At 39.7% G+C, this 17618-nt stretch carries 15 protein-coding genes, 1 tRNA gene and 1 pseudogene; 15 read left to right on the top strand and 2 right to left on the bottom strand.

From position 1 onward, the window contains the following. Positions 1–17: 17 nt before the first annotated feature. From J0J36_RS01535 to J0J36_RS01580, 10 genes are all read left to right on the top strand, one after another. Positions 18–2009, top strand: a complete 1992-nt coding sequence (locus J0J36_RS01535) for a glycoside hydrolase family 65 protein (protein WP_019292893.1) — start codon at positions 18–20, stop codon at positions 2007–2009. Next, the gene (gene pgmB, locus J0J36_RS01540) at positions 2002–2679 is read left to right on the top strand and encodes a beta-phosphoglucomutase (RefSeq protein WP_019292892.1); all 678 of its coding nucleotides are present in this window, start codon (positions 2002–2004) and stop codon (positions 2677–2679) included. Before J0J36_RS01535 ends, pgmB begins: the two co-directional genes overlap by 8 nt. A 269-nt stretch (positions 2680–2948) precedes the next feature. Further along, the gene (nifJ, locus tag J0J36_RS01545) at positions 2949–6596 is read left to right on the top strand and encodes a pyruvate:ferredoxin (flavodoxin) oxidoreductase (protein WP_206886736.1); all 3648 of its coding nucleotides are present in this window, start codon (positions 2949–2951) and stop codon (positions 6594–6596) included. A gap of 114 nt (positions 6597–6710) precedes the next feature. Then, complete coding sequence (gene cdaA, locus J0J36_RS01550) at positions 6711–7538, top strand: diadenylate cyclase CdaA (RefSeq protein ID WP_019292889.1); 828 nt, start codon at positions 6711–6713, stop codon at positions 7536–7538. Beyond that, a complete protein-coding gene (locus J0J36_RS01555) occupies positions 7538–8491 on the top strand; it encodes a YbbR-like domain-containing protein (protein ID WP_019293423.1) in 954 nt (317 codons plus the stop codon). The genes cdaA and J0J36_RS01555 overlap by 1 nt, the downstream gene beginning before the upstream one ends. A gap of 30 nt (positions 8492–8521) precedes the next feature. After that, complete coding sequence (gene glmM / locus J0J36_RS01560; RefSeq protein WP_019292887.1) at positions 8522–9883, top strand: phosphoglucosamine mutase; 1362 nt, start codon at positions 8522–8524, stop codon at positions 9881–9883. Positions 9884–10076: 193 nt separating this feature from the next. Then, entirely contained in the window at positions 10077–10532 is a 456-nt protein-coding gene (gene tsaE / locus J0J36_RS01565) for a tRNA (adenosine(37)-N6)-threonylcarbamoyltransferase complex ATPase subunit type 1 TsaE (RefSeq protein WP_019292885.1), read from the top strand. Beyond that, positions 10529–11044 carry a GNAT family N-acetyltransferase gene (locus J0J36_RS01570; protein WP_019292884.1) on the top strand — a complete coding sequence of 172 codons (516 nt, stop codon included), beginning with the start codon at positions 10529–10531 and terminating at the stop codon, positions 11042–11044. Before tsaE ends, J0J36_RS01570 begins: the two co-directional genes overlap by 4 nt. A gap of 96 nt (positions 11045–11140) precedes the next feature. Further along, entirely contained in the window at positions 11141–12514 is a 1374-nt protein-coding gene (locus tag J0J36_RS01575) for an LCP family protein (protein WP_046401076.1), read from the top strand. Positions 12515–12577: 63 nt separating this feature from the next. After that, positions 12578–12651: transfer RNA gene (locus tag J0J36_RS01580), tRNA-Arg, on the top strand. Between the two features lie 157 nt (positions 12652–12808). Here J0J36_RS01580 and J0J36_RS01585 read toward each other — a convergent pair. Together J0J36_RS01585 and J0J36_RS01590 are read right to left on the bottom strand one after the other, a co-directional pair. Then, on the bottom strand, positions 12809–13021 hold the full coding sequence (locus J0J36_RS01585) for a hypothetical protein (RefSeq protein ID WP_153924424.1): 213 nt from the start codon (positions 13019–13021) through the stop codon (positions 12809–12811). Between the two features lie 18 nt (positions 13022–13039). Beyond that, positions 13040–14197: pseudogene (locus tag J0J36_RS01590) on the bottom strand (IS3 family transposase). Between the two features lie 270 nt (positions 14198–14467). Here J0J36_RS01590 and J0J36_RS01595 point away from each other — a divergent pair. The 5 genes from J0J36_RS01595 to J0J36_RS01615 all read left to right on the top strand — a co-directional run bounded on the left by J0J36_RS01595 (position 14468) and on the right by J0J36_RS01615 (position 17471). Further along, positions 14468–14683 (top strand): hypothetical protein, encoded by a 216-nt coding sequence (locus J0J36_RS01595; RefSeq protein WP_019292650.1) that lies wholly within the window; start codon positions 14468–14470, stop codon positions 14681–14683. Positions 14684–14896: 213 nt separating this feature from the next. Beyond that, positions 14897–15643 (top strand): tRNA pseudouridine(38-40) synthase TruA, encoded by a 747-nt coding sequence (gene truA / locus J0J36_RS01600; protein ID WP_019335947.1) that lies wholly within the window; start codon positions 14897–14899, stop codon positions 15641–15643. After that, on the top strand, positions 15636–16469 hold the full coding sequence (locus tag J0J36_RS01605; protein WP_019292648.1) for a pyridoxamine kinase: 834 nt from the start codon (positions 15636–15638) through the stop codon (positions 16467–16469). The genes truA and J0J36_RS01605 overlap by 8 nt, the downstream gene beginning before the upstream one ends. After that, entirely contained in the window at positions 16466–16948 is a 483-nt protein-coding gene (locus J0J36_RS01610; RefSeq protein WP_153924426.1) for an ECF transporter S component, read from the top strand. The genes J0J36_RS01605 and J0J36_RS01610 overlap by 4 nt, the downstream gene beginning before the upstream one ends. Then, on the top strand, positions 16929–17471 hold the full coding sequence (locus tag J0J36_RS01615) for a TIGR01440 family protein (protein ID WP_019292646.1): 543 nt from the start codon (positions 16929–16931) through the stop codon (positions 17469–17471). The genes J0J36_RS01610 and J0J36_RS01615 overlap by 20 nt, the downstream gene beginning before the upstream one ends. Positions 17472–17618 lie beyond the last annotated feature (147 nt).

Here is a 17618-nt window from a genome sequence, read left to right on the forward strand (position 1 = left end):
ACGAGGATGAATAAATAATGAAAAATTTTGAATTACGACTTGAGGACATAGGCAACCATTCTTCAGGAAATATTGAAACTCTCTTTGCCCAAGCTAATGGTTTTATGGGGATACGTGCCAGTGAGCCAATAGCCACAGCACAAGCTACGCCGGGTGTATTTGTAAATGGATTTTATGAAAAACATGAAATTATTTATGGAGAAAATGCTTATGGTTATGCGAAACATCATGAGACAATGATAAAACTGTTTGATTTACGACGAATCGATATCGAAATAGATGGTGAAGCGCTGGAAGTTTTAAAAAATCAAGAGCGCTGTCTAGATATGCAAACAGGTTTACTTCATGAAACGTTTGTTTATGAAACAGTTTCAGGGAAACAAATTATGCTGAGTTTAGAATCCTTTGCAAGTCATGCAGATCGGCAAGTGTATGCCCAATACTGGACAATATCAGCACTGAATTTCTCTGGTCAAGCTAAGATTACGAAAAAGGCACGATTAATTCAGCCGCAAGCTGAGAAAGCATTTGACCCACGGGTGCGTGAAGCCAGCACACAAATGCACCAAGAAGGAAATTGCTACCAAACTTTAAATAGTCAGTTGAAAATTTATGTTAAGTTCGATGCTTTTGAAGGGACAATTGATTTGAGAGAAGGTCAGGATGTTAGCCTGACACAGCTTTACCAAATATCGAAGGCCAATCATTTTGAGACACATTCTTATGAAGCATTGAAAAAGCAACAAATTGATATTTTTAAGGCCTTCTGGGAGAGTTCCGATATCGAAATCAACGGGGATGATGTGCTGCAAAAAGGTATTCGAGTAAATCTTTTTCATCTGTTCAACTCTGCTGGTCGAGATGGAAAGACGAACTTTGGAGCGAAAGGTCTGACAGGTGAGGGATACGAAGGACATTATTTCTGGGATACTGAAATGTACTTATTACCTTTCTTTATTCACACGCAGCCAGAACTGGCTAAGCAACTCCTAACCTATCGTATACATATTTTACCTGCCGCACAAGCGCGAGCAGCAGAGCTTGATTTTAAAGGTGCTTTATATCCTTGGCGGACAATTTCAGGCCAAGAAACCTCAGCCTACTTTCCAGCAGGCACAGGACAAGTTCATATCAATGCAGACATTGCACATGCTTTTAGACTTTATCATAAAGTCACGGGTGATGATGCCTTTATGGAAAGAGCCAAATCAGTTATTTATGAAACGGCCAATTTTTGGTTATCTTACGGTTTCTTTTCAAAACGAGGTTTTGAGATTCACGAAGTCACTGGACCAGATGAGTATACAGCTTTGGTTAATAATAATTACTATACGAATAAAATGGCCCAACAAAACTTGAAATACGCTGCCGAACTTGCTCAACAATTTGGTGATAAAGATGAGAAGAGTAAATTATGGGCTGAAGCGGCTCAGAAAATGTATTTTGTACCTGTCAATGAAGCTGGTATTACGCCGCAAGATGAATCTTTCTTGACGAAAGAAGTCTGGCATTTTGAAGATACACCTTCAGAAAATTATCCCTTACTGCTTAATTATCATCCCATGAAAATTTATAAACATCAGGTTTTAAAGCAAGCGGATACTTTACTTGGGCATATGATTTTCGCCGGTGAAACAAAGCGTGAACAAATAGGGCGGGACTTTGATTATTATGAACCAATGACCACCCATGACAGTAGCTTGTCACGTGCGGTTTATGGTGTTGTCGCGAGTCATTTAGGACGTCATGATTTAGCTTATGAATTCTTTAAAGATGCGGCTACAATGGACCTGACTGACCTGCAAGGGAATGCCAGCCATGGTATTCACGCGGCCAATATGGGAGGCTCTTGGCTAGGATTAATCTACGGCTTTGCAGGTTTACATCTTACAGCTGATGGCTTTGCTGTCAAAAATAATCTCCCAAAGGAGATAAAAGGGCTTAGATTTAAGATTAAGTTCAAAGGACAAACTAAAATATTTGAAATTGGAGAAATTGAGCATGTTTAAAGCAGTTTTATTTGATCTTGACGGGGTGATTGCAGATACCGCAGAATACCATTATCAGGCGTGGCGAATTTTAGCAGAGGAACTAGGAATTGAGGGAGTCGATCGTACATTTAATGAGCAACTCAAAGGCGTTTCACGAGAGGATTCTTTGAGGAAAATATTATCTTTAGGAAACCGAGAAAATGATTTTTCTATGGAAGAATTTGCCACACTAACAAAACGGAAAAATGACAATTATTTACAGATGATTCAAAAAGTCAGTCCAGCAGACGTTTATCCAGGGATTTTAGAGTTGCTGCAAGAATTAAAGGACTGTGATATTAAAATTGCTTTGGCTTCAGCTTCTAAAAATGGTCCGATACTTTTGGAGCGTATGGCATTAACCCCTTATTTTGATTTTATAGCAAATCCAGAAAAGGTTGCAGCCTCAAAACCAGCACCAGATATTTTCCAAGCGGCAGCAGCAGGAGTTGGTATTTCTCTAGAAGAAGCCATTGGAATTGAAGATGCACAGGCAGGAATTACAGCTATTAAAGCTGCGGGAAGTTTACCTGTTGGAGTAGGGTGTGCGGAAGACTTGGGCTCCGACATTACTTTAGTGCCTCAGACGGACTGCCTAACTTTAAATTATTTGACAGAAATTTGGGAGAAAAATAAAGGTGCTTATTAAAAGTACCTTTTTATTATTATGTGTTGGCTTTTACCTATGAAAATGAGGCTAGGAAAGTTGTGGTTTACTTACAGTGAACACTCTTTTTGTCAAAAGTGTTTGACACTCATCACTCATGGAGCCTATAATTAAAAGTGCTAAAATAGAAGTAGTCAAAAATTTAAGCGTAAGAGCTCTTGGATTTTCAGGAATATTTCCACAGAAAAAACAAATGACACCGTTTTTTCTGATGAAAAACCAAATAAATGCTTTTACATAAGGACTTTATCATGAAAAAAACTATGGATGGGAATATGGCAGCCGCACATGTTGCGTATGCTTTCTCTGAAATTGCAATGATTTACCCCATTACGCCAAGTTCACCAATGGCTGATTATACAGATGCTTGGTCGATTTCGGGCCGCAAAAATATTTGGGGACAACCTGTTAAACTGAGCGAGATGCAATCAGAAGCAGGTGCTGCTGGAGCTTTGCATGGTGCCATAAAAGCTGGAGCTCTAGCAACAACATTTACCTCGTCTCAGGGGCTTTTACTGATGTTGCCCAATATGTATAAGATGGCAGGCGAACTTCTTCCTGGGGTTATCCACGTGGCAGCACGTGCTATTGCAACAGGTGCACTGAATATCTCAGGCGATCATTCGGATGTTATGGCAGCGCGTTCCACAGGTTTTGCCATGTTAGCAGCATCTAGCGTCCAAGAAGTTATGGACTTGTCAGCTGTATCCCACCTGACAACAATTGAAGCATCGGTGCCCTTTTTAAACTTCTTTGATGGTTTTCGCACCTCACATGAAATCCAAAAAATTGATGTTCTGGATTACGAAGACCTAGCAAAATTGATTAATCAAGAGAAATTAAGTGCTTTCCGTCAACGTGCGATGAATCCAGACCATCCAACTGTGTCAGGAACCAATCAGAATGCTGATATCTATTTCCAACAGCGTGAAACGGTCAATCCATATTATGAGGAACTTCCTCAACTCGTTCAAAAATACATGCGGGAAATAAATCACTTGCGTGGGACGGATTATGATCTGGTAGATTACTATGGAGCACCAGATGCCGAAGAAGTTATTGTAAGTATGGGATCTGTTGCCGGAACAGTTAAACAAACTGTTGATTACCTGAATCATCAAGGGCGCAAAGTGGGCTTTTTGAATATCCATCTTTACCGTCCATTTCCCTCAGAAAATTTTCTTGAAAAATTACCTAAAACGGTGACTTCACTTGCCGTACTTGACCGGACAAAAGAAGCAGGAAGTAATGCTGAGCCTCTTTTACTCGATATTAAAGATTTGCTGTTTGAGCAAAATATTTCTGTTATTGGTGGACGTTACGGTATAGGTGGTAAAGATACGCGACCAGAGCACATCGTGGCAGTTTTCGAGCAGCTAAAAAATAAATCTGTGAAGAAAAGCTTTACTATCGGTATAGATGATGATCAGACTCATCTTTCCTTACCGCTTGCAGGGAACTTGGATCTCACTTCAGCAGATACTTATCAAGCAAAATTCTGGGGCTTTGGTTCAGATGGGACCGTGGGTGCGAATAAAGCTGCTATTAAAATCATCGGTGACCATACGGACAAATATGTTCAAGGTGCCTTTGAGTACGATTCGAAAAAATCAGGTGGACTGACCGTAAGTCATTTGCGCTTTGGTGACAGTCCTATTCAGTCGGAGTATATGATTTCGCATCCTGACTTTGTAGCCTGCCATAATACAACTTATGTGCGCCAATATGATTTAACAAAAGGCTTGCGCCCTGGAGGGATTTTCCTCCTTAATACAAGCTGGACAGATGAACAACTTGATCGAAATTTACCTGCCCAGCTTAAAAAGTATATTGCGGAACATGCGATTCGTTTCTACACAATCGATGCTGCTAAGATTGCACAAACCACTGGTTTGGGGCGACGCATTAATACCATCATGCAAGTTGCTTTCTTTAAGTTGACCAACATTATGCCCTTTGATAAGGTCTATGCGATTCTTAAAGAGGATGCACAGAAGTATGCCCGTAAATCGCCAAAGATTGTAGAGCAAAATTTACAAGCTATGGAAGCAGCCCTGCATCATTTACATGAAGTAAAAGTACCTACCTCATGGGCTGACACAGAAGAAAAAGTTACCAAAGCCGCTCCGGCAGATACAGCACGTAAACGCTATGTTTTCAACTTTTTAGATAAGGTCAATGCCTTTGAAGGTGATCAATTAACTGTTCAGGATGTGGCTACCAATGTAGCAGCAGGAAGTAGTCCGCTAGGAATATCTGCTTTTGAAAAACGCGGCATTGCTTTGGAAGTTCCAGAATGGAACGGCGCTGCATGTACGCAATGTAATGAATGTTCTTTTGTCTGTCCACATGCTGCCATTCGTCCTTTCCTCGCAGATGAAGATGAATGGAATGTGGCGCCAGAAGGCTTCAGTGTGATGGATTACCGTGGCAAAGACGGTCTGAAGTACCGGATTCAAGTTTCCGTAGAGGATTGTACAGGCTGTGGACTCTGCGTGGAAGCTTGTCCGAAAAAAGGGCAAGCCCTAAAAATGGTACCTTATGAAAGTCAAAAAACTCAAGCCATCAACTGGGCTTTTGGGATGACACTTAAGCAAAAAGAAAATCCAGCACGCTCTGGTACAGTCGCTGCTACACAGTTTAACCAACCACTCTTTGAGTTTTCTGGTGCGTGTTCTGGCTGTGGGGAAACGCCTTATATCAAACTGCTTACACAGATGTTTGGTGATCGTATGATGATCTCCAATGCCACAGGATGTTCTTCTATTTATGGGGGGACACAGGCTGCCCCTTATGCCACAAATAATGTTGGGCAAGGTCCAGCATGGTCAAATTCGCTCTTTGAAGATAATGCTGAATACGGTTATGGCATGTGGTTTGCAAGTCAAACAAGACGGCAAAAACTTGCAGCACAAGTTAAGGTAGCCCTACCTGAAATGTCGGCTAACTTAGCACAGTTAGCTGAGGATTGGCTGGAGCACCTGGAAGATTCTGAAGGTACAAGAGCACGTGCTGAAAAGTTCAAAGCTGTGCTTAAAGAGGAAAAAGAAAATTCAGCTCTGCTACAAGAAATATATAATGAAAAAGACCAATTTGTAAAACCTACACAGTGGATTTTTGGTGGCGATGGCTGGGCCTATGATATTGGATTTGGTGGATTGGATCACGTTATTGCCAGCGGTGCAGATGTAAATATCCTCGTTATGGATAACGAAGTTTATGCCAATACAGGTGGACAGGTTTCCAAAGGTACACCGGCAAGTGCGATTGCGCAGTTTGCTTCTGGCGGAAAGGTTGCTGCGAAGAAAGATCTTGGCTTTATGGCTATGACTTACGGCAATGTTTATGTCGCTCAAATCGCAAGTGGTGCAAACATGATGCAAACAATCAAAGCCTTTGATGAAGCGGAAAAACATAAGGGCCCTTCTCTAATTATTGCCTATACACCATGTATTACACATGGAAACTATGAGGGAATGAGCAAGGTGCTTGATGAAGCAAAAGCTGCAGTAAACAGTGGATATTGGCAACTTTACCGCTACAATCCAGCACTTGAAGAAGTTGGAAAAAATCCTCTGACATTAGATTTTAAACGTCCAGATTTTGGACAAGTAGGAGAATTGTTGGTGAAACAGTCTCGCTTTGCCAATCTTATGAAGGTCAATGCAGAGCAAGCAGAATTGCTTTATGCAAAAGCTGCGGCAGATGCGAAGAAAAAATTCTTACGGTATGCCCGAATGTCAGGGGATTACGAAAAATTTATTGCTCGTGAAGCAAAAGCTTCGGATAAAAAAGCTGCGCAGCCAGTTCGTGAAAAAAGAGAAAGAAAAGAACGCCCAGTAGATCCTGAGCGTGAGGCAAGACGAGCTGCACGAAAAGCTGCACGTCAAGCAAAATAAAAAAGAGAAAAGCGGCAACTTAGTGTAAGTCGCTTTTTCTTTATGTGGGAGATAACATAAAGAAATGTATTTTTGGTATAATAGTAAAGAATAAGTCAGTGAGGAGGGCAGTATGTGAGTGATTTTAGTCAAATTTTTAATCTTGACTTCTGGCAAAAAATATTGGAGTTAAACCAATCGCCTTGGCGTGTGTTCATTTCAATCATCGATATCGCTATTGTAAGCTTTTTTCTTTATTTAGCTATGCGTTTTGTACAAGGCACAAAGCTGGTCAGCTTAGTACGTGGTGTTATTATTTTTGTTCTCATAAGAATAGTTGCTGGTTTGATCGGTTTGACCACTTTAGAGTGGCTACTCAATCAAGTAATTACCTATGGTGCGATTGCCGGTGTTATTATCTTTCAACCAGAAATACGTAGAGCTTTGGAAGGATTAGGTCGGACGACCAATCGGTTATCCGGTGGACGCAACCGGTCTATCAATAGCTATATTGAGGCATATGAAAAATCTTTTGCCTATATGTCTGAGCGTAAAATTGGAGCACTCATTGCTATTGAGCGAACACAAACTCTGAGTGAGTATGCTTCCACAGGGATAAGGTTAGATGCAGATATCTCCAGTGAATTAATCATCAATATCTTTATCCCGAATACGCCTTTACATGATGGGGCAGTGATTATTCAAGATGATAAAATTGCTGTAACCAGTGCCTACCTTCCTTTAACTGAGAAAACGGGAATATCCAAAGAGTTTGGGACACGACATCGTGCAGCTATAGGTTTATCAGAATCTTCAGATGCTTTAGTTCTTGTTGTTTCGGAAGAAACAGGAGGAATATCTATCGCTTATAATGGTGAGTTGTACGCGGATATTTCAAAAGAAGTGTTCCATGAAAAACTTATCGCTATTTTGGGACCAGAAGAAACAGGAGGCAAAAAATAATGAGAAATAATTTTTTCGCTTCAAAACTTTTTACAATCTTAGCTTCCATTTTCTTTGCAGTAATTTTATTCTTTAATGCAAGCTCTGCTGCGTTGAGAAATCAAGGTAACTCAACAACTGGAGAAGTTTATACGACAACTATTTCCAATGTACCAATTGAAATTAAGTATAATTCAGATGAATATTTTGCCAGTGGTTATAATAATACTGCTAATGTCTACCTGACAAGTTACAATCGCGTTCAGATTAATACAGAAGAAAACCCGGATTCTCGGAACTTTTATCTTGTGGTGGATTTATCCAATGCAAAAGAAGGAACAGTGACGATGCCCGTACGTATCCAACAACTTCCTAATGGCATAAATGCACAAATTGAACCTACAACCTTGACCGTTCGCTTAGAAAAGAAAGCCAGTGCTGAATTTAATGTAACACCCTTGATTGAACAAGCGCAGCTACCAGATGGTTTCAAAGTTAATGACATCAAGCTGAGTCAAGAAAAAGTCAAAGTAACAGCAGGGGAAACAAGCATCAAACAAATCCATGCCATCCAAGCGGCCTTACCAAGTGATGCATACTTAAATGATGATTACTCTGGTACGGTTACCTTGCATGCAGTTGATGCTGACGGAAAATTACTTCCCGCACAAATCAGTCCGGCGACAGTGCAAATGAAAGTGAGCGTAGAAAAGCCGTCAAAAACAGTCCCAGTTAATGTGAAGAAAACGGGAACACTTGACCAAAGTCTTTCAGACATGAAGACGTCTCTCTCTCAGAAGACAGTCACCATTTCAGGAGAACAAAGTGCTCTAGATAAGATTAATAGTGTTGATGCGACGGTAAACATATCTAATATTACGGAAAAAGAGACTGTAAATGTCGATATACAGGCAGATGGAGCAAGTGTGAAACCTAGTCAAGTAGAAGTAACAATGACTCCAGTAAAAAAATAAATAAGTAAAAAAAGAAAAGAGAAGAATAAAATGGGTAAATATTTTGGAACAGATGGCGTTCGTGGAGAGGCAAATGTAGAGTTAACGCCAGAAATGGCCTTTAAACTTGGGCGCTTTGGTGGCTATGTTCTTAGCCAACATGAAATCGGAACACCAAAAGTGTATGTAGCACGTGATCCACGTATTTCGGGTCAGATGCTTTCAACAAGCCTTATTTCAGGTCTGTTATCAGTAGGGATTGAGGTTTATGACTTGGGTGTTATTGCTACACCAGGAGTGGCTTATTTGGTCCGTAAAGAAGAAGCCTCTGCAGGGGTTATGATTTCTGCCAGCCATAATCCAGCCTTGGATAACGGAATTAAGTTCTTCGGAGCAGATGGTTTTAAACTTGACGATGATAAAGAGTTAGAAATCGAAGCTTTGATTGATGCTGAAGAAGATAAATTACCACGACCTTCTGCTGAAGGTTTGGGAATTTTACACGATTATAATGAAGCTGTACGTAAATATCAAGCATTTTTGAAAACAACAGCTGAAGGCGATTTTGAAGGTTACAAAATTGTACTCGATACAGCTAATGGTGCTTCATATACATCTGCGCGTGCTGTGTTTGCTGATTTAAATGCCGAACTCACAGTGATTGGTGAAAATCCAAATGGACTTAATATTAATGACGGTGTTGGTTCAACACACCCAGAGAAAACAGCAGATACGGTTGTAGAAACTGGAAGCGACATTGGTCTGGCTTTCGATGGTGATGCGGATCGTCTTATCGCAGTAGATGAAAATGGCAATATCGTTGATGGTGACAAAATTATGTTCATCGTTGGGAAGTATCTCCTTGAGCAAGGGAAATTAGCAAAAGATACCGTAGTTACAACTGTAATGTCTAATCTTGGTTTTCATTTAGCATTGGAAGAAGCAGGTATGAATTCCGTAGTAACGGCTGTAGGTGACCGCTATGTTGTGGAAGAAATGCGTAAAAATAATTACAATTTTGGCGGTGAACAGTCAGGTCATATGGTCTTCTTGGACTACAATACGACCGGTGATGGACAACTCTCAGCTATCCAACTTGTAAAAGTCATGCGTGAAACAGGTAAAAAATTATCAGAACTAGCAGCTGAAGTCACAATTTATCCTCAAAAACTTGTAAATGTTCGTGTAGCAAATAACGCTGCTAAAGAAGGGGCAATGGATATTCCAGCTATACGTGAAGTTATTACGGCCATGGAAGAAAAAATGAACGGCAAAGGCCGCATTCTTGTCCGCCCAAGTGGAACAGAACCACTTCTCCGTGTTATGGCTGAAGCACCAACAGATGAAGAAGTAAATGAAGTTGTTGACACAATAGTTGACGTAGTCAAAGAAGAAATTGGCGTAAAACTATAAAAGAAAAAGATTCGTAAGGAATCTTTTTTTGTTCCCAGACATACTGCATGAAAGAGGAAAGGAGTCAATGGCCAAAGACAAGACTCCTTTAGACTTTGCTAGAGTCACACAAGACTTAGCGAAAAACAATCACTTCCGTTTTCCGGGATTTAATTACTAATTTTCACGTGTTGAGTTGTGCTATAATAAGGCTATGAAATTAAAAGTTAATGAAGAAAAGATGCTCGCATTTGCAGAGCGTTTAGGTGGCCTTCTTCAGGCACAAGATATTATTGTTTTGACAGGAGAGCTTGGTGCAGGTAAAACAACCTTTGTGAAGGGTTTAGCTGTGGGCTTAGGAATTTCGCAGATGATTAAGAGCCCAACTTACACCATTGTACGAGAATACGAGGAAGGAAAGCTCCCTTTATATCATATGGATGTTTACCGTGCAGGAGATGATCCTGACAGCTTTGACCTTGACGATTATCTTTTTGGTGAAGGCATATCTGTTATTGAATGGGGCGAGCTACTGGGAGAAAGTCTACCTGAATCCTACTTAGAAGTGAAATTTGATAAATACGCAGACGGCTTTGCAACGGATGCTGAACGTGTCTTAGAACTTCTTCCACATGGACAACGCTATGAGGCACTACTAGGAGAATTATGAGCACAGAGTTACTGATTCGTGAAGCAACTCCTGAAGATAGCATAAAGCTTATTGCTTTTCTTAATCAGGTAGGAAAAGAAAGTCATTTTCTGACTTTAGATGAGGCGGGGATTCTTATGTCGCCCACGCAGATGCAAGATTACTTGACACAGATTCTTACGAAGGACAATAACGCTTATTTTCTAGCCTTTATTGGTCAAGAAATTGCTGGCGTTCTACATATTACGGCAGATTTTCACTATCGCATACGCCATATTGGGGATATTTTTATTGCTGTAAGTTCACAATTTCAAGGTTATGGTATTGCTTCTTTTTTATTTGAGGATGCCCTTGAATGGATTGAGGAGATGGACGTGATAAAGCGACTTGAATTAACTGTTCAAAAACGCAACAAAGCAGCTATCCATTTATATGAAAAGTTTGGTTTTGAGCTTGAAACAGTCCAAAAATATGGCGCACGCGATGAACATGGACAATTGATAGATGTGTATCAAATGGTCAAATTTTTCTAAGTGAAATAAGAGTGATCAGATAGGAAAAAAGAAGCCTATCTGGTTGCTTTTTTCATTTCCTGTTGTTTATTTGTAGAAATTTGATATAATTTTACTATGAAACTTTGGAAAAAATCGCTGTTGATGATCGTTGGGATCATCGCCTTAACGGCTGGAGCAGCCACTGTCTATGTTTCGACAGTTTTAGATAGCACAACAAAAGCATTTTCGAAAACCTATGCGGAAGTTGGAAGCACAGATGCGGGAAAAATTATCAAAGCGACTGAGCCATTAACAATTTTACTCATGGGTGTCGATACTGGAGGAGCTGACCGCGGAGGATCAACCAGCTGGGATGGTAACTCAGACTCACAGATCGTTATGACCCTTAATCCCAAAACGAATACAACAACGATGGTTTCTCTTGAGCGAGATGTCATGTCAAACATTTTGGATAATAAAGGTAATACTGTTTCGACACAGAAGATGAATGCCGCTTATCCGATGGGGTATAATGCAGGAGGGCTGGAAACAGGTGTCCAATATGCCATGAAGACAATCGGAGAACAGGCTGGTATTAATGTTGATAACTTCCTCATGATTAACTTTGATGGCTTGGTCAACTTGGTCAATGATGTGGGCGGTATTGATATTGACAATACAACTGGGCAGACTCTCTATATCTCTGACACAGAGCCGGAGTACACTGCGAAAGTTCCACCAGGTAAACAACACATTAATGGAGACCAAGCGCTGGTTTATTCGCGTGATCGCCATCACTTACCTAATGGAGACTATGGTCGTGCAGCACACCAGCGTGAAGTTATTTCAGCAGTTGTGACGAAGCTCTTGGCATTGAACAATATCACTCAATATCAAAAATTCTTGGACGATATTAGTGAAGACATCAAAACAAATATTCCAATCAATGGCTCAACTTTAACTTCTTTATTAGGTTATAGAGATTGTTTTAATAAAGTAGTTTCGATTCAATATCAAGGGATTGATTATATGAATCCAGGAGATGGTGGTTCTTATCAGCTGTTATCTACAAATACGACTTTAGCCGTTCAAAACGCTTTACGAAACTCTCTGAAAAAAGAGACAGGCAATAGTTTAAGTAATAATTTAATTACATACGAAACATTAACTGGTAATATACCTGATGCCTATTTCATGCCTTCAGCAACAGTAACAGAAAATGGCAAGTCAACTGTTTATGGTATTGATGTCAATGGTTCTTTTGTAAATCTTGACAGCAGCAATTCTGCTACCTATGTTGCGACAGATGGTAGCGCAGCGACAAGTGATAAGCCAACTTCATCGGATAAAACAAAATCTTCTGAAGAAAGTCAGGCTGATGCAACTACCCCAGATCCTTATGGGGCTTCTGTAGACGATGGCGCAGCATATGGAACAACTGACCCAGGAATGGGAGGTGCGAGTGCAGATGGTACAACCACTTATGTTGATCCTTATACAGGACAATAATTGCTTCAATTAGAAAAATATGATAGACTAGACAAGTAGTGTAAAAATCTACTTGTCTATTTTGGTCCGATAGCTCAGCTGGATAGAGCATTCGCCTTCTAAGCGAACGGTCGAGGGTTCGAATCCCCCTCGGATCATGGTGCCAAACCTCGCTCCGCCTTCGTGGCGGGGCATTTTTTGTTCTAAAAGTAAAGCTTAAAAGATGGCTTTTTAAATTAAAAAAATAAAGCACTTCATGGGAAGTGCTTTATTTTATACTATATATCGAAAGGCGTACTCCGCATTAGTTCAAAGTTAGCACGCGTAATCCAACTTTAAAATCTTTTTAAAAATTTCGACGGCAGCATCATAATCCTCATAAGGCAAATTATAGGCTTCAAGAAATTGATAAGTATTGATTTGCTCAACAACATCAAAGTGTGAGATGTAGTCAATCACACATTCTTTGAGCGACATCGTGCTAAAATCTTTCGTTCGGCTGTCTGATTTGTTTAATGCGTGTATCACTGGACTAATGTCAAATATTTAGACACAAAATGAGCTATATTTTCTTAAAATAGTTTTCTTCTTTCTGATTTGGAGTTAAACCATTGTTTGCGGAATGAGGATTATAGTTGTTATAAAACTGTTCGATGTATTCAAAGCAAGAGAGTTGAACTTCTTGAATGGAGTGATAAGTTCTTCTGTTTATTTCCCGTTGTTTGAGGTACTTGAAAAAGGCCTCAGTGACAGCATTATCATAAGGATATCCAGGTTTGGAGTAAGAAGCAAGCAATTGATGCTCATCTAATATTTTTCTAAAGGAAGCTGATTTAAATTGGCTACCTTGATCCGAATGAAAAATGATTGGTTCCTTAGGCTTCCTCTTATTTATAGCCATCCCTAATGTGTCACAGGCAAGTTTAGCATCAATCCTGTCACTTACTTTCCAAGCAATACATTTTCTAGAGTAGAGGTCAAGGATGGCGCAGAGATAAACATGCCGTCTATGTCCTATAGAAATATAAGTGAAATCAGTTGTCCATACTTGATTCGGGGACTTAGGATTAAATTCTTGTTTAAGGAGATTATCAGAAGAAAATGCAGGAGAGTGTTTTGATTTAACTCTAGGTTTAATCGTTGACATTTTAGGGAGTGTCATAGACTTGAGAAGTCTTAAGATACGCCCCTCAGAAATATTAACGCCATAATCACGCAGGAGAATGATTTTAAAAGCTCTCGTTCCAATTCTTTTCTTGGCTTTCATATAAATCTCAAGGAGTAATTTTCTCAAGCGTTGATTTTCTATTTCACGTTTTGAGGGCTTCTTGTTTATGAAGTTATAGTAGGTGGAACGATTGACATGTAAAACACGACAGAGCATAACTGTCGTGTGTTCAAATCGGAGTCTATAGACTGCTTTTAATCTCACTTGGAGTTTTGCATGAATATGGCACTTGCTTTTTTTAAGATAAGATTTTCTTCTTCGAGTTGGGCATTCCTTTTTTGTAATTCTTGAATCTGTTTAGCAGTCAAGACCGTATTATCTTCAAGACGAACTTGAGAGTACTGCTTGATCCATTTTGCAAGTGCAGAAGGGGAGACACCATAGTCTTTACAGAGTTCGGATTGAGTTTTACCTGTTTGGTAGAGATTAACGAGAGATTGCTTAAATTCCTCGTCGTAACGTTTAAAACCTGACATAAAAGTCCTTTCATTTTTGTGTCTTAATAGACAGATTATAACACACAATTTTCTGTCCACTTTTATAGTATAGCTCCATAGGGCTAAAGAAAGAGTTAAAATATCGCAAAGGAAAAGCAAGCAGGAAGAATTAGTCTTTGAGGAGGAACTGCTCAAGCTAGAAATAGAGCGACGCAAGCATGAAAGTAAGGAGAAACGTAGAATGCGGCGTAAGATGCAAAGAGAAAAAATGCTTGCCAACTTGCATCAAAATGATTAAGGAGAAAGACGATGAAAAAGTTATATGCGGTTTATAGAGGAGAAGCATTTTTAGATTGTGGAACAGCCAGTGAACTTGCAGCGCGTTTTGATACTAATCTAGAAAATGTCTATTCAAAAGTTAGTAAAGAACGCAAAGCAAGAAGTAGGGGCCAGTCTTTTTCAGACAATACCTTGCATTGGTATAGTTTTGATGATGGTAATGATGAGAACATCTGGCTTTCTTAACAAAAGATTCCTTTGGGTGACTCCAAAACGTATGTGGGCATTTTTGGCTTCTATATTGACATATAGCATTGTTGTGTAAAAGAGCTTCTAACCTAAATAATGCAAGGTTGGTCGCATTAAAGGGTTTTCAAAATAGAGTAGAAAGTTTGCAGAATAAGGGAAACTCTAAATTAGGTTAGACAAATCTATACTTGATTTTGCTATAATATAAACATGACTAGATATATGGCAACGATTGCTTATGATGGCACAAATTTTGCAGGTTTTCAAACCCAAAATAATCAACGGACTGTACAAGAAGAGATTGAAAAAGTTTTGACAAAATTAAATTCTCACCAGACTGTGATATTGCATGGCTCAGGACGTACAGATTCGGGAGTGCATGCGCATGCTCAACGTATTCATTTCGACTTGCAAGGGCAGCGAGATGAGGAACGTTTACGTTTCGCTTTGGACACGCAAACCCCATCAGATATTGCCTTTCGTGAAGTCATACAAGTTGAAGAGGATTTTCATGTTCGCTTTAACAAGCATGAAAAGATTTATGAGTATTTTCTGGAAAACAGTAAAGTTCGGAGTCCTTTTCACCGTTTGTATCGTGCACATTTTCGCTATCAACTTGATGAAGATTTGATGCGACAAGCTCTAGCAGATTTGGTTGGTACACATGACTTTACTGGCTTTACAGCAGCTGGTGCTACAGTTGAAGATAAGATACGAACGATAACTCAAGCTGAGATTGTAAAACTAGACGATGAAAACTATAAATTTATTTTTCGGGGCAATGGGTTTCTTTATAAACAAGTTCGTAATATGATGGGAACTGTGATCAAAATAGGAAATGGGCGGATGCCTGTCTCGCAAATTAAAAAGATTTTAGAAAGTAAAAATCGTGACCTAGCAGGTCCGACTGCTGCCCCAGAAGGGCTCTATCTCAAGGAGGTAATTTATTTTGACTAAAAATATTGTTGCTGTACATGACATTTCTTGCGTAGGTCGTTGTTCCTCAACAGTGGCGCTTCCGATTATTAGTGCTTATGGCATAGAGTGTCGACTATTGCCCACAGCGCTTTTATCAACACATACAGGTGGTTTTACCAACTTTACTTATCTTGACCTTACAGATGAAATGCGCAACATTATTCAAGCCTGGCAAGAATTAAATCTCCATATGGATGGAATTTATAGTGGCTTTATGGCTTCTGCGGAACAAATTGACGTGCTCAAAGACTTGATTGGCATATATAAAGATGCGAATAATCTGGCTATCATTGATCCAGTCATGGCTGATCATGGGGAACTATATAGTGTTTTCGATATGCACTTTGTAGAAAAAATGGGTGAACTTTTGCCTTATGCAGATGTTCTTTTGCCTAATATCACAGAAGCGTGCCTTTTAACAGGAACACCTTACCAAGAAGGTGTGCAGTCAGAAGCATTTATTGAAATGCTCATTGAAAAATTACAAGCACGTGGGGCAAAAAATGTTGTTTTGACGGGTGTTATGCTTGATGAAAAATATATTGGAGCCGCGGCTGCAAGAAGTACCGGACAGATTGACTATGTTTTGGCAGAAAAATTGCCAGGTGCATATCATGGCACTGGAGATATCTTCGGTTCTGTTTTATCTGCAGAGTTAACTAATGGTAAAACTTTAGCCGCAGCAACACGAGAAGCTGTTGACTATGTAGTTAAATCAATAAAAAATACACCAAAGTCTGCTGACAAACGTTATGGAGTAGAATTCGAGCAAACTTTGAAAAGTAAAAGAAAGCAGGAGCAATGAAGTACTCAACTAAAAAATTAACCCTGTTGGCTTTGTTAGCTGCCTTGACATTTGTCTTAGGCTATTTCACAAAAATACCTATTCCTGGTGGTTATTTTACCTTGCTTGATGCGGGTATTTTCACGACAGCCATGCTTCTTGGAAAACGTGAAGGTCTAATTGTTGGTGCACTAGCAGGATTTCTCAATGATTTTATTGCGGGATATGCGGCATACATGTTCTTTACCTTAGTCATTCATGGACTCCAAGGTTATTTAGGTGTTATAACAAAAAATAAAGCACTTAATTACGGGTTGGCTACCGTGATTATGGTCGGCGGTTATTTTATAGCAGATATGTTTATTGTTGGAAGTTTAGCCGTGGCATTACCCGACATGGCAATTAATGCCGTGCAAACCAGTGTCGGTTTTGTCGTTGCTTTGCTTCTTACAGAAATTCTTAAGAAATCAGGTGCTCTTCATGGACTTAAAACAAATTAAAGAAGAAACAAAAACAATTATTGAAGATGTTATTGCAAAAACAGAGATAAAAGCTGGACAGATTTTTGTCTTGGGCCTATCTAGTTCCGAAGTCAATGGCGGTACAATTGGTAAGAACTCCTCAGCTGAGATTGGCGAAGTAATTGTCGGAACGATTTATGAAGCACTCAAGGCGCGGGATATTTATTTAGCTGTCCAGGCTTGTGAACACCTTAACCGTGCTTTACTTATAGAGCAAGAATTGGCGGACAAAAAAGATTTGGAAATCGTTTCGGTTGTTCCACAGCTTCATGCAGGAGGGAGTGGACAAGTCGCAGCTTATAAGCTATTTAAGGCACCAGTAGAAGTGGAGCATATCACGGCATATGCTGGACTCGATATTGGCGATACAGCTATTGGAATGCACGTAAAGCATGTCCAAATCCCTGTGCGACCTGTCTTGAAAGAACTTGGCGGAGCGCATGTCACAGCTCTCAAATCACGCCCTAAGCTTATTGGTGGGGAACGTGCAAGTTATGAGTAAGTAAAAGTCTGGATAAGTGCCTCACTGGAAATTTTGCATATGAGTTGGTAATAAGGACAAAGTGTGAGAAAATGTATTTAACAATAAAGAGGGAGGTGCAGATGACATTTAAAGTCGAAGTAGATGACCTCAGAGGGAAACCAGTTG

The organism is Lactococcus sp. LG1074 (assembly GCF_017309525.1).
GTDB lineage: Bacteria > Bacillota > Bacilli > Lactobacillales > Streptococcaceae > Lactococcus > Lactococcus petauri.

What these genes read in the sequence shown, in the direction of transcription:
- J0J36_RS01570 (WP_019292884.1), top strand. Translation starts at nt 10,529, where the DNA reads ATGAGCACAGAGTTACTGATTCGTGAAGCAACTCCTGAAGATAGCATA.
- J0J36_RS01610 (WP_153924426.1), top strand. Translation starts at nt 16,466, where the DNA reads ATGAAGTACTCAACTAAAAAATTAACCCTGTTGGCTTTGTTAGCTGCC.
- nifJ (WP_206886736.1), top strand. Translation starts at nt 2,949, where the DNA reads ATGAAAAAAACTATGGATGGGAATATGGCAGCCGCACATGTTGCGTAT.
- J0J36_RS01575 (WP_046401076.1), top strand. Translation starts at nt 11,141, where the DNA reads ATGAAACTTTGGAAAAAATCGCTGTTGATGATCGTTGGGATCATCGCC.
- glmM (WP_019292887.1), top strand. Translation starts at nt 8,522, where the DNA reads ATGGGTAAATATTTTGGAACAGATGGCGTTCGTGGAGAGGCAAATGTA.
- J0J36_RS01595 (WP_019292650.1), top strand. Translation starts at nt 14,468, where the DNA reads ATGAAAAAGTTATATGCGGTTTATAGAGGAGAAGCATTTTTAGATTGT.
- truA (WP_019335947.1), top strand. Translation starts at nt 14,897, where the DNA reads ATGACTAGATATATGGCAACGATTGCTTATGATGGCACAAATTTTGCA.
- pgmB (WP_019292892.1), top strand. Translation starts at nt 2,002, where the DNA reads ATGTTTAAAGCAGTTTTATTTGATCTTGACGGGGTGATTGCAGATACC.
- J0J36_RS01615 (WP_019292646.1), top strand. Translation starts at nt 16,929, where the DNA reads ATGGACTTAAAACAAATTAAAGAAGAAACAAAAACAATTATTGAAGAT.
- tsaE (WP_019292885.1), top strand. Translation starts at nt 10,077, where the DNA reads ATGAAATTAAAAGTTAATGAAGAAAAGATGCTCGCATTTGCAGAGCGT.
- J0J36_RS01555 (WP_019293423.1), top strand. Translation starts at nt 7,538, where the DNA reads ATGAGAAATAATTTTTTCGCTTCAAAACTTTTTACAATCTTAGCTTCC.
- J0J36_RS01535 (WP_019292893.1), top strand. Translation starts at nt 18, where the DNA reads ATGAAAAATTTTGAATTACGACTTGAGGACATAGGCAACCATTCTTCA.